Source organism: Streptomyces sp. NPDC001406 (assembly GCF_042895285.1).
Taxonomy (GTDB): domain Bacteria; phylum Actinomycetota; class Actinomycetes; order Streptomycetales; family Streptomycetaceae; genus Streptomyces.
In genome coordinates, this window is sequence record NZ_JBIAWG010000001.1 from 932,640 (window position 1) to 944,279 (window position 11,640).

The following is an 11,640-nucleotide window of genomic DNA, read 5'->3' on the forward strand; positions in this document are numbered from 1 at the left end:
TGCAGGAAGCTGTCAAGACCCCGGGCACAACTTGGTGTTGCCCCTACGTTTCGTTGCGTCCGCAGGGCCATGGCCCAGTCACTGGACCAGAAAAGGAACGGGTAATTCCGATGGCATTCGCATCACTTACCGAAAAGCTGGCCGCGCTCACCACGGCGGCCACCGAGACCGAGGTGCGCCCCCGCTACGAGGGCAACAACATCAACACCTGGATCGGCTTCAAGCACGTCAACTACCTGGTCGAGGAGGCCGTACTCGCCCACTTCCGCGCCGCGGAGCTGTCCTCGCGCATCCTGTTCGAGGAGTACGGCCTCGGCCTGGAGCTCGCCGAGCTGGACACCCGTATCCTCAACGCCTTCCACCTGGACGAGACGGCCACCGCCACCGTCCGCCCCACCGGCGACGGCACCGCGCTGACCTTCGCGGTCACCCTCTCCAAGGACGGCAAGAACAAGGACGTCACCGCCAAGGTGCGGGTCGCCCTGCGCCGCGAGCGCTACGTCGACCCCGCCGACTCGGTCCCGGCCGAGCTGGCCCCGTACACCGTCGAGCGGATCGCGACCGCCGAGCCGGCGCGGGACGCCGAACTCGTCCCGAGCGCGGACCTCGGTCTGACCGCCACCCACGCGACGGACCCGCTGCTCAAGGAACTCGTCGAGGGCAGCAACGCCATCGCCTGGCGCTGGCGGATCGCCTACCCGTACTGCCACAACAACGAGCGCCTGCAGATGTCCGGCTATCTGCGGCTGATGGAGGAGGCCAAGGACCGCTTCGTCGCCCACCGCGGCATCTCCATCAAGACCCTCCTCGACGAGCGCAAGTGGATCCCCGTGGTCCCGCACTCCAAGATCCGCTTCCTGGACGAGGCGCTGATGGAGGAGGAGCTGCACATCGTCTTCACCGTCGAGGACATCTTCAAGGACCTCACCTACACCTCGCGGATGGACTGCTACGTCATCCGCGACGGCAAGCTCATCCCCACCGCCACCGGCACCATCGTGCACGGCTACGCGGTGTTCTCCGACCGCAAGGACTGGGCCCTCGTCCCCTTCGACGAGCACGTCCTCACGGCGCTGCGGGGCGAGTGACCCCCGTGCCCGACTTCGTGCTGATCGAGTCGTCCGGACCCGCCTCGGGACCGGCCGGCGCCCGCTTCCTCGGCGACGCGACGACGCTGGCACGCTCCGGCCACCCGGTCCGGCTGGTCCTCGTCCAGGAGGGCGTCACCGCCGCACTGCCCGGAGCACAGCCCGCACTGGACGAACTCCTTTCCTGCGGCGCCGAGTTGTGGGTCGACCGCTATGCGCTGGCCCAGCGCGGCCTGGACGCGGACCGACTGCCCGCACAGGCACGGCTGGTCGGGATGGACGAGGTGGCGGGCGAACTGCTCGCCCCCGACACCAGGGTGGTGTGGCACTGATGGCCCGCACCCCGCAGACGGACGTCCTGCTCGTCGTGATGGGCCCACCGCACACCGGCGAGCTCACCACCTCGGTCTTCCGGCTGCTCCAGGCCCTGCTGGAACGCGGCGCGAGCGTCCAGGTCTGGGCCTGCGGCTACAGCACCATGCTCAGCCAGGAGGCGCTCGGTGAGGCCAAGCCGGCCAATCTGCTCGACCGTTACGCCGAGTACCCGACCACCGTCGTACTGATCCGGGAACTCCTGGAGACCTTCCCCGGGCGGCTGCACTGGTTCGGCTGCCGGGCCTGCAGCGAGCACCGGGGCGCCACCGGGCACATCCCCGAGGTGCGCATGCGGGCGCCGCACACCTTCGGCGGCCATGTCCACGCCGCCACCAGGACGCTGTTCATGGGGGTGGCCTGATGGCCTCACTGGCGATCGTGGAGCGCGCCTACCGGGGAGCGGTCGAGGTCGCGTACTTCGACGCGCTCTTCCTCGGCATCGAGATCCACCGGCAACTGGGGCTGGACGTGCTGCTGCGCGGCGAGGCCGTGACCTACGCGGTCGACGCCCCGGCGGCCCCCGAGCCGCTCCAGGTGGGCAAGCGACTGATCGACACGCTCGACGCACCGCGCGCCGATCTGCTGCGGCTGCGCGATCTGGGCGTCGGCATCCGGGTGGAGCGCGAGGACCTCGCCGCCCTGGGGCTGGGGGAGGACCGGCTGATCAGCGGGGTGGAGTGCGTGGCAGCGGGCGAGTTCGCGGCCCGCTGGGCCGCGTACGACCGGATCTTCTTCCTGTAGCCGCGCCACCCCGCAGAGCCGCCGGCGCAACCCCACCGAGCCATGGAAAGCCTCGTAGAAAGGGAGAACAGACGGTGACCGAAGTCGTCATCACCGGCCTGGGCGCCCTGTGTCAGCTCGGCGCGGGGGTGGACAGCTTCTGGCAAGGGCTGCTCCGTCCCACCGCGCCGGTCGCGGCGCAGGCCCCGGACCCCCTGGCCCACGTCCCCATCAGGGACTTCCACTTCCTGCCCGAGGGCGCCCTGCCCGCCGAGCCGGCCACCGTCGACGGCTTCGCGATCGGCGACGCCACCCGGGCCGCGCTGAGCGTCGCCCGCGAGGCGGTGGCCGACGCGGGGCTCGGCGTGCTCGCCGACGGCCGTACCTCCGTCGTGATGGGGACGTCCATCGCCGACGCGTACGTCATCGAGCAGTGGCGGGCGAACAAGAGCTTCCCGGCGGACGACTCCTGGACGCCGGTGTTCTCGACCGCGTCGGTCGTCGCCCGGTACCTCGGCGCGACGGGCGCCGCGAGCACCGTCAGCAACGCCTGTTCCGGCAGCGGCTATTCGATGGCCATCGGCGCCGACATGATCCGTGCGGACGAGGCCGACGCCGTCGTCGTCGGCGGCTTCGAGACCTACTCCAGGGTCGCGCACGCCGCCTTCAACCAGGTCGGCGCACTCGACCCGGAAAGCTGCCGGCCCTTCGACGCGACCCGGGGCGGCACCGTGCTCGGCGAGGGCGCCGGAGCGGTCGTACTCGAACGCGCCGAGACCGCGCGGGCCCGCGGCGCCCGGGTGTACGCCACGCTCACCGGCACGGGCTGGAGCTGCGAGGCCTACCACGCGACCGGCCTCGACCCGGACGGCACCCAGATCGTGCGGGCGATGCGGGACGCGCTGGCCGAGGCGGACGCCACCCCCGACGACATCGACTTCGTCGTCCCGCACGCCACCGGCACCAGGCTCAACGACCTGGTCGAGACCCAGGCGATGTACGAGATCTTCGGCGAGCGCACCCGTGAGTTGCCGCTCTACAGCCTGAAGGCGCTCATCGGGCACACCGGCGGCGCCTCCGGCGGCCTCGGCACGGTCGCCGCCGCGCTCTTCCTGCACCACGGCCACCTCGCCCCGAACCTGCCGGTGACCACGCCCGACCCCGAGTGCCCGGTGCATGTCCCCGTGGCCGCCGGCACCCCGGCCGGCCGGACCGCGATGGTCAACTCCTATGCCTTCGGCGGCAACAACATGTCCCTCCTGCTGCGGGGTGAACCGCGATGACCGCTGATCTGGTGGTGACCGGCATCGGCGTGGTCACCGAGGCCGTGCTGGACCCCGAGGGGCGGCGCACCCGGGGCTGGTTCGACCACCGGGCCGAACTCGGCCGCGGCTACAAGTACTTGCCCAGGGCGAGCCAGTACCTGCTGGCCGCCACCGCGCGCGCACTCACCGACACGGGCGCGCAGCTGGCCGACGTGCCCGAGGACCGGCGCGCGATCACCGTCGGCACCAACAACGGCATGTCCGAGCTGCAGGGCGAGTTCGACCGCACGGTGATCGACGGCGACTCGACGCTGCTCAGCCCGGCCACGGTCCCGTACTTCTCGGTCAACCTGGTCGGCTCCCGGGTCGCCATGGAGCACGGCCTCAAGGGGTTCAGCCTCGGCGTGCACAGCCCCCGGGTGGCGGGCCTCGAAGCGGTGCAGCACGGCGTACGGGCCCTGCGCGCCGGCCGAGCCCGCTGGCTGCTCACCGGGGCCGCCGAGTCCCCGCTCGACCGGTCCGAGCCCGGTGCGTCCGGCAGCGAGGACGGGGCCGTGGCCCTGGTCGTCGAGCGGGCGGAGGAGGTCGAGGCGCGCGGCGGACGGTCCCACGGTCGGGTGCAGGTGCGCAGCTTCCTGCTGCCGCCGCCGGTGGCCGAGTCGGCGCGGGGCCAGGAGCAGGCCGAGCGGTCGCTGGCCGCCGCGTTCGCGGCCCTCGGACTGGCCGGCCGGCGCCCGCAGGTGTGGCTGATCGGCGGGGACGACGCCGTCACCCGCACGGTGGAGGCCGCGCTGGGCGAGGGAGCCGTCAGGGCCACCGCGGGCGCCGGCTGCCTGGGGCCCGCCGTACAGGTCGCGGCCCTGCTGCGGGACGCCTTCGTCGAGCAGCTCGTCATCGGGGTCGCCGCGCAGGGCAACGTCTCGGTCGCCCATGTGGTGCCCAGCCACCGATGACCGCCGACCAACCGTCGTACGAAAGGAGTTGAGCCCATCATGTCCGTGGCATTCGCCACCCCGCTGAAGCACACCGTCGACACGCTCGAACGCCGTCCCTCCGGAGCCCTCACCCGGCTGACCGTCGGTGCGGACGAGCCGGTCTTCCGCGGCCACTACCCCGGCTTCCCGATCTTCCCGGGGGTCTGCCTGGTGGAGACCGTCCATCACGCGGCGCTCGCCAACCCGCCCGCCGAGGAGGCCGGTCTGGAGCTGGTCGCCGTGGAGTCGGTGCGCTTCCTGAGCCCCGTCTTCCCCGACGACGACGTGACCGTCGAGCTGGAGTGGAAGCTCAAGGCCGGAGCGTGGAAGGCGCACGCCGTCCTGTCCACCTCGCGGGGCAGGACCGCGCAGGTCCGCCTCGGCTACGCACCGCGGGAGGCGTCGTGATCGGCATCGACCGGCTCAAGGGCACCCTGCCGCACCGCTATCCGATCCTGCTCGTCGACCGGGTCACCGCCGTCGAGCCGGGCGTGAGCCTCACCGCCGTCAAGGCGATCACCGTCAACGAGCCCTGCTACGCGCGGATCCCCGAGGGCGCCGCCGAGGCCGACCACGCCTATCCGGTCGCCCTGCTGGTGGAGTCCTGGTGCCAGGCTGCCGGGGTGCTGGCGCTCTGGGAGCAGGTCGCCCCCGAGGAACTCGCCGACCTGGTCATGCTGTTCGGCTCGATCAGCGGCATCCAGGTCCATGGCCGGGCCCTCCCCGGAAGCCTGGTCGAGCACCGGGTCCGCCATGTCCGCAGCGTCGGCACGACGCTGATCTTCGAGGGCGAGAGCCTGCTCGACGGGGAGCCGCTGCTGAGCGTCGGCTCGATCGTCATCACCATGCGCCCGGGCGGCGAACTCGCCGCGGACGGGCAGAACACCACCGAAGGAGAGCTGACCCGTGCCTGAAAAGACCCCCAAGGTGGCCCTGGTCACCGGAGGCTCCCGGGGCATCGGCCGCGCGTGTGTGCTGCGGCTCGCCCAGGACGGTTACGACGTCGCCTTCTGCTACACCTCCCGGTCGGCGGCGGCCGACGAGGTGTGCAAGGAGGCATCCCGGTACGGCACCCGGATCCTCGCCGTACAGACCGACGTGGCCTCGGCCGACGCCGTCCGCGACCTGGTCAAGCAGGTCGGCGAACAGCTCGCCCCCATTGACGCGCTGGTCACTTCGGCCGGGATCGTCCGCGACAACCCGCTGCTCCTGATGACCGACGAGCAGTGGAACGAGGTCGTCGACGTCAACCTCACCGGCACCTACAACGTGTGCCGCGCGGCCGCCTTCGACATGCTCAAGCGCCGCTCCGGGTCCATCGTCACCCTCTCCTCGGTGGCCGGCGTCTACGGCATCGCCTCGCAGACCAACTACGCCGCCACCAAGGCCGGCATCATCGGCTTCACCAAGTCGCTGGCCAAGGAGGTCGGGCGGTACGGGATCCGGGTCAACGCCGTCGCGCCCGGCTTCATCGAGACGGACATGGTGTCGGGGCTCGACGCGGAGTACTCGAAGAAGATGGTCTCGGGTGTGCCGCTCGGCCGGATGGGCACGGCCGACGAGGTCGCCGACCTGGTCTCGTACCTGTCGTCGGACCGGGCCGGGTACATCACCGGGTCCGTGGTGCAGATCGACGGCGGGATCGTGCTGTGACGACGGTGGTCCGCACCGTGGTTCCGGCGGTCCTGGTCGTCGCCCTGGTGGTGATCGGGGGCCTCCATCTCATCTGGGCGTTCTCGCCCTGGCCGCTGGCCGACAAGGTGACCTTCACCAGGACCGTCCTCGGCAGCGACAGCGGGAACATGCCCCCGCCGGCGCTGTCCGCGCTGGTCGGCCTCGCCCTGATCGCGGGTGCCGTGCTCACCTTGATGGTCAACGAGACCATTCCCGGGCTCGGCCCCGACTGGCTGCGCACGCTCGGCAGTTACGCCCTGGCCCTGGTCCTGCTGGGCCGGGGCGTCGGCGGCTTCCTGCTCAACTCCGGTGCCACCACTGAGTTCCATCGCTGGAACAACGCGCTGTACTCACCGTTGTGCGTGGTCCTCGGTCTGCTCGGCGGGGTGGTCGCGGTTGCCGCGAGCAAGCGCTGAACAGTACCTCGCGGCCGGGGGAGTCCAGGTGTGGTGGTGGCGTACGACCTCCTCGGACCCGGCCGGCGACACGGCCGTACTCAGTTCCGCCGAGCGGGAGCGGGCCGCCAGGATCAAGGATCCCGAGCGGGCCGCCGCGTTCGTCACCGGTCGTACGGTCGTGCGCGGCCTGCTGGGCGAAGTGCTCGGTGTGCAGCCGCAGTCGGTGCCGCTCGGCCGTGCGCCGTGCCCCGACTGCGGCGACCGGGAGCACGGCCCGCCCGCCCTGCTGAGCCCCGGCACACCGCCGCGGATCAGCCTGTCCCACACGGCGGGGCACGGCCTTCTCGCCGTGGCCCGCTTCCCCGTCGGCGTCGACCTGGAACAGCGCCGCCCCCTGGACCTGGCCACCGTCGGCGGCAAGGCGCTGACCGCACGGGAACGCGCGGTGCTCGCGGCGGCCCCCGCGGCCGACCACAGCGCATTGTTCTTCCGCTGCTGGACACGTAAGGAGGCCGTTCTCAAGGCCGTCGGGACAGGAATCGTCAAACCGCTGGACGAACTGGACGTCCGCCCGGAACAACCCGGGCACGCGCTCGTGACGGCGGGGCTGCCGGGGCGGGAACGCGCCTGGCTGATACGAGACCTTGCGCTTCCGGCGCCCCTCGTGGCCGCGGTGGCCGTACCCCGTGAACACGGCGGCAACCGCTTCCAGCGGGCTGGTCAGGCCAGATAGTAAATCTGAGGAACCCTCACGTTTCTGTCCGCAGTTTGTTCAATCCTCACTAAAAATGGTACGCGTTGACTGTCAACTTTGCGCCAATGTAGTGTTGGCCTCGACTGCAGTTATGCTTTCCGTACCACGGGGGTGGACGCAAAGTGTCTAATCGTGCGGATTTCTCAACACAATCCAGCCGCGAAGCAGAAAGCGCGCTTCTGGAGATTCGTTCGCTCATCGATTCGGTTTTCCCGAACAATCAGGCCGCCTCGGCGGAAAACGTCTCACTTCTCACCACCACCGAAGATGCCCACACGGCACTTCAGGCGCTCGCCGACCAACTCGGCCTGGCCGAACGCCGCGTCGACGTCGTGCTGCCCTCGGACCGCACCGGTGCCGGGCTGCCGACCTTCGTGCTCTCCCGCGCGCCGAAGAGTGTGCCCGGCGTGCGTATCCGCATGCTCGGATCCCAGTCCACCGCCGAGCAGTTCGGGCTGCTCGACCTCAAGCGGCCACGGCACGACCTGGAGATCCGCATCACCGACGCACCGCTGCACGGGGCCGTCATCATCGACGGCCGCACCGTGCTCACCCGCCACGTCAAGGGGGGCACCTCGCACGCCGCGCGGGTGCGTGCGCCGGCCGTCGTCCAGGCCTTCAACGCGCTGTTCGCCGGTGCTTGGAAACGTGCGGTTCCGTTGTCCCTGGACCGAATCCGGCACGAGTTCCCGCAAGAAGTACTCATCTGCCTGTGCGAGGGGTACATCGACGAAGTCGCCGCTCGTGAACTGTCGATGTCGGTTCGCACCTACCGCCGGCACGTCGCGGAGATCATGCGCCTCCTCGGCGCCAACTCACGATTCCAGGCGGGAGTGTTCGCCGCCGAAGCGGGACTGCTGCGCGGCGAGCGGGATCAGGAGCGGCAGGCCGGCTGACATTCCGGCCGGCTCGCACGCAACATCCTGACAATGAAATCGGCGCCGCGCGCCGGAATTCACTCCTCCCGCACTCCTCCTGTCAGTTTCCGGCCATTGCCCGGCCCCGGTCCCTTCTTGCTGCCTAGCGTCCCAGGCATGAACCGATTCCCGTGAAAGGGGTGCGCCGTGATGGGAAAGACCGCATTCGTCTTCCCCGGCCAGGGGTCGCAGCGGGTGGGCATGGGACTCCATCTGCTGGAACAGCGGCCGGATCTGAAGGACAGGTACTACCGGACAGCGGACGAGATCCTCGGGCTGCCGCTGTCCCGGCTGTGCTGGGAGGGCCCACAGGAGGCACTGCGCGACACGTCCGTCACCCAGCCCGCCGTCTTCCTGACCAGCATCGCCACCCTGGACGTCCTGCGTGGTCAGGGCCTTGAGCCCGACCTCGTCGCCGGGCACAGCCTCGGCGAGTACACGGCCCTGGTCGGCGCGGGCGTCCTCGACTGGCGCGACGCCCTGCGTCTGGTGCGCCGCAGGGGTGAGCTCATGGCCGGGGTCAACGTCCAGGTCCCGGGCCGGATGGCGGCGGTCATCGGCCTGGACCTGGCCACCGTGGAGGACCTGTGCGCCCGCGCCGCCGCCGGAACCGGCCAGGTCGTCGAGGTCGCCAACGACAACGAGCCGGGACAGGTCGTCGTGTCGGGGCAGGAGAGCGCGGTGGAGCGGCTGTGCGCGGACGCCCGCGACGCGGGCGCGGTCAGGGCAATCGTCCTGGAGGTGGGCGCGCCCTTCCACTCCAGCCTGATGGCCGGAATCGAGGAGGAGTTCGCCGCCGAGCTCGCCGCGGTCGAACTGCGTGCCCCGCGGGTGCCGGTGGTCTCGGGAGTCACCGCGGATCTGCTCCGCTCGGTCGACGACATACGCGACTGCCTGCGCCGCCAGCTCACGGGCCGGGTCCGCTGGACCGGCGCGGTGCACACGCTGACCGCGGCCGGCGCCGGCCGGTTCGTCGAGGTGGGCCCGGGCAATGTGCTGTCCGGACTGTGCCGGCGGATCGCGCCCGACCTACCGGTCCACACGACGCACGACGCCCGCAGGCTCGCGAAGACCGTCGCACTCGCCGGCGACCAGCTCGTCCACTCCGGCGCCGCGGTATGAACGGGGACACGGAGTTGCGCATCGTGCGCCAGAGCGAAGACGACGCCGTACCCGCCGCCCCGGTGCGCGACCTCGGCACCTGGCTGGACGAACTGACCGAACTCAAGGCCCTGGTCCGGCAGGGCCCCGACCCGGCCGCCACCGAACGCCAGCACGGCAAGGGCAAGCTGACCGCCCACGAGCGGATCGAACTCCTCCTCGACGAGGGCTCGTTCACCGAGATCGAGGCACTGCGCCGGCACCGCGCGACCGGCTTCGGCATGGAGGCGAGGAAGCCGTACTCCGACGGCGTCATCACCGGCTGGGGCACGGTCCACGGCCGCACGGTCTTCGTCTACGCCCACGACTTCCGCATCTTCGGCGGCGCCCTGGGCGAGGCCCACGCCCAGAAGATCCACAAACTGATGGACATGGCCGAGTCCGCGGGCGCCCCGCTGATCTCGCTGAACGACGGCGCGGGCGCCCGCATCCAGGAAGGGGTCACCGCACTCGCCGGCTACGGCGGCATCTTCCGCCGCAACACCCGCTGCTCCGGGGTGATCCCGCAGATCAGCGTGATGCTCGGGCCCTGCGCCGGCGGTGCCGCCTACTCCCCGGCGCTGACCGACTTCGTCTTCATGGTGCGCGGCACCTCGCAGATGTTCATCACCGGCCCCGACGTCGTACAGGCGGTCACCGGAGAGCGGGTGAGCCAGAACGAACTCGGCGGCGCCGACGTCCACGCGGCCACCTCGGGCGTCGCCGCCTTCGCCTACGACGACGAGGAGCAGTGCCTCGAAGAGGTCCGCTACCTCCTGTCCCTGCTGCCCTCCAACAACCGTGAACTCCCGCCCAGGACACCGGCGTCGGACTCGCCGATCCGCAGCACCGAGGCGCTCATCGGCCTCGTGCCCGCCGACCCCAGCCGCTCCTACGACATGCGCAAGGTGATCGAGGAGATCGTCGACGACGGCGAGCACTTCGAGGTCAGCGAGCGCTGGGCGGCCAACGTCATCTGCACACTGGCCCGCCTCGACGGCCATGTCACCGGCATCGTCGCCAACCAGCCCGGCAGCATGGCCGGCGTCCTCGACATCGAGGCCTCCGAGAAGGCCGCACGCTTCGTCCAGTTCTGCGACGCGTTCAACATCCCCCTGGTCACGCTGGTCGACGTGCCCGGATTCCTGCCCGGCGTCGGCCAGGAGCACGACGGCATCATCCGCCGTGGCGCCAAACTCCTCTACGCCTACTGCAACGCCACCGTCCCCCGTATCTCCCTGGTGCTGCGGAAGGCCTACGGCGGCGCGTACATCGTCATGGACTCGCGCTCCATCGGCACCGACCTGTCCCTGGCCTGGCCGTCGAACGAGATCGCCGTGATGGGCGCCGAGGGCGCCGCCAACGTCATCTTCCGCAAGGAGATCGCGGCCGCCGACGACATGGAGGCGGTGCGCACCCAGAAGATCAAGGAATACCAGAGCGAACTGATGGGCCCCTACTACGCAGCCGAACGCGGCCTCGTGGACGACGTGATCGACCCGGCGGAGACCCGCTCGATCCTGATCCGCGCACTGGACATGCTCCGCACCAAACACGCCGACCTGCCGTCGCGCAAGCACGGCAACCCGCCGGTGTGATGACCATGACGACAACACGCGACACGACAACACCCGTGCTGCATCTGACGGTTGTCCGAGGAGAACCGGACCCGGAGGATCTCGCGGCACTGATCGCCGTACTCATCGGCGGCGAGCACAACACGCCGGAACCGCTGGATCCCGCCCCGCGTCGAGCGGGTTGGGACCGTACGCACCAAGAGGGCTGCCTCCCGGCCGGATCCTGGAGGGCCCGTCGATGATCTCCAAGGTGCTCATCGCCAACCGTGGCGAAATCGCTGTCCGCGTGGCCCGGGCCTGCCGGGACGCCGGGATCGCGAGCGTGGCCGTCTACGCCGACCCGGACCGGGACGCTCTGCATGTCCGCGCCGCGGATGAGGCGTTCGCCCTGGGCGGTGACACTCCGGCCACCAGCTACCTGGACATCGAGAAGGTCCTGAACGCCGCCCGTGAGTCCGGCGCGGACGCCATCCATCCCGGATACGGCTTCCTCTCCGAGAACGCCGAGTTCGCGCAGGCGGTCCTGGACGCGGGTCTGATCTGGATCGGCCCGCCGCCGCAGGCCATCCGTGATCTGGGTGACAAGGTGGCGGCCCGTCACATCGCGCAGCGCGCCGGCGCCCCGCTGGTGGCCGGCACGCCGGACCCGGTGGGCGGTGCCCAGGAGGTCGTGGCCTTCGCCCAGGAGCACGGCCTGCCGATCGCGATCAAGGCCGCGTTCGGCGGTGGTGGCCGTGGTCTGAAGGTCGCCCGGACCC

Annotated in this window: 16 protein-coding genes; all 16 read left to right on the plus strand. The window is 70.7% G+C overall.

The annotated features are described in order from the left end of the window. Window positions 1-110: 110 nt before the first annotated feature. Window positions 111-1,088, plus strand: coding sequence for an acyl-CoA thioesterase (locus ACFY1J_RS04055; RefSeq protein ID WP_390712889.1), 978 nt, complete (start codon window positions 111-113; stop codon window positions 1,086-1,088). Window positions 1,089-1,093: 5 nt separating this feature from the next. Then, a complete protein-coding gene (locus ACFY1J_RS04060; RefSeq protein ID WP_390712888.1) occupies window positions 1,094-1,420 on the plus strand; it encodes a DsrE family protein in 327 nt (108 codons plus the stop codon). Beyond that, window positions 1,420-1,824 (plus strand): hypothetical protein, encoded by a 405-nt coding sequence (locus ACFY1J_RS04065; protein WP_390712887.1) that lies wholly within the window; start codon window positions 1,420-1,422, stop codon window positions 1,822-1,824. The genes ACFY1J_RS04060 and ACFY1J_RS04065 overlap by 1 nt, the downstream gene beginning before the upstream one ends. Next, window positions 1,824-2,204 (plus strand): hypothetical protein, encoded by a 381-nt coding sequence (locus tag ACFY1J_RS04070; RefSeq protein ID WP_390730541.1) that lies wholly within the window; start codon window positions 1,824-1,826, stop codon window positions 2,202-2,204. The genes ACFY1J_RS04065 and ACFY1J_RS04070 overlap by 1 nt, the downstream gene beginning before the upstream one ends. A 74-nt stretch (window positions 2,205-2,278) precedes the next feature. Then, window positions 2,279-3,466, plus strand: coding sequence for a beta-ketoacyl-[acyl-carrier-protein] synthase family protein (locus ACFY1J_RS04075; protein ID WP_390730542.1), 1,188 nt, complete (start codon window positions 2,279-2,281; stop codon window positions 3,464-3,466). Further along, entirely contained in the window at window positions 3,463-4,401 is a 939-nt protein-coding gene (locus ACFY1J_RS04080; RefSeq protein WP_390712884.1) for a beta-ketoacyl synthase N-terminal-like domain-containing protein, read from the plus strand. Before ACFY1J_RS04075 ends, ACFY1J_RS04080 begins: the two co-directional genes overlap by 4 nt. A gap of 39 nt (window positions 4,402-4,440) precedes the next feature. Next, window positions 4,441-4,830, plus strand: coding sequence for a 3-hydroxyacyl-ACP dehydratase FabZ family protein (locus ACFY1J_RS04085; protein WP_390730543.1), 390 nt, complete (start codon window positions 4,441-4,443; stop codon window positions 4,828-4,830). Continuing rightward, window positions 4,827-5,336 carry a 3-hydroxyacyl-ACP dehydratase FabZ family protein gene (locus ACFY1J_RS04090; RefSeq protein ID WP_390712882.1) on the plus strand — a complete coding sequence of 170 codons (510 nt, stop codon included), beginning with the start codon at window positions 4,827-4,829 and terminating at the stop codon, window positions 5,334-5,336. Before ACFY1J_RS04085 ends, ACFY1J_RS04090 begins: the two co-directional genes overlap by 4 nt. Then, the gene (gene fabG, locus ACFY1J_RS04095) at window positions 5,329-6,075 is read left to right on the plus strand and encodes a 3-oxoacyl-[acyl-carrier-protein] reductase (RefSeq protein WP_390712881.1); all 747 of its coding nucleotides are present in this window, start codon (window positions 5,329-5,331) and stop codon (window positions 6,073-6,075) included. Before ACFY1J_RS04090 ends, fabG begins: the two co-directional genes overlap by 8 nt. Then, window positions 6,072-6,512, plus strand: a complete 441-nt coding sequence (locus ACFY1J_RS04100) for a DUF3995 domain-containing protein (protein WP_390730544.1) — start codon at window positions 6,072-6,074, stop codon at window positions 6,510-6,512. Before fabG ends, ACFY1J_RS04100 begins: the two co-directional genes overlap by 4 nt. Before the next feature lie 28 nt (window positions 6,513-6,540). Further along, a complete protein-coding gene (locus ACFY1J_RS04105) occupies window positions 6,541-7,227 on the plus strand; it encodes a 4'-phosphopantetheinyl transferase family protein (protein ID WP_390730545.1) in 687 nt (228 codons plus the stop codon). Between the two features lie 143 nt (window positions 7,228-7,370). Then, window positions 7,371-8,144: a LuxR family transcriptional regulator gene (locus ACFY1J_RS04110; RefSeq protein WP_390730546.1), complete on the plus strand. Its 774-nt coding sequence runs from the start codon at window positions 7,371-7,373 to the stop codon at window positions 8,142-8,144. Between the two features lie 171 nt (window positions 8,145-8,315). Then, on the plus strand, window positions 8,316-9,287 hold the full coding sequence (gene fabD / locus ACFY1J_RS04115) for an ACP S-malonyltransferase (protein WP_390730547.1): 972 nt from the start codon (window positions 8,316-8,318) through the stop codon (window positions 9,285-9,287). Further along, on the plus strand, window positions 9,284-10,903 hold the full coding sequence (locus tag ACFY1J_RS04120) for an acyl-CoA carboxylase subunit beta (RefSeq protein WP_390730548.1): 1,620 nt from the start codon (window positions 9,284-9,286) through the stop codon (window positions 10,901-10,903). The genes fabD and ACFY1J_RS04120 overlap by 4 nt, the downstream gene beginning before the upstream one ends. A gap of 5 nt (window positions 10,904-10,908) precedes the next feature. Then, window positions 10,909-11,124 carry an acyl-CoA carboxylase subunit epsilon gene (locus tag ACFY1J_RS04125; RefSeq protein WP_390730549.1) on the plus strand — a complete coding sequence of 72 codons (216 nt, stop codon included), beginning with the start codon at window positions 10,909-10,911 and terminating at the stop codon, window positions 11,122-11,124. After that, a partial coding sequence (locus tag ACFY1J_RS04130; RefSeq protein WP_390730550.1) for a biotin carboxylase N-terminal domain-containing protein occupies window positions 11,124-11,640 on the plus strand: 517 nt, incomplete at its 3' end. The genes ACFY1J_RS04125 and ACFY1J_RS04130, both read left to right, overlap by 1 nt.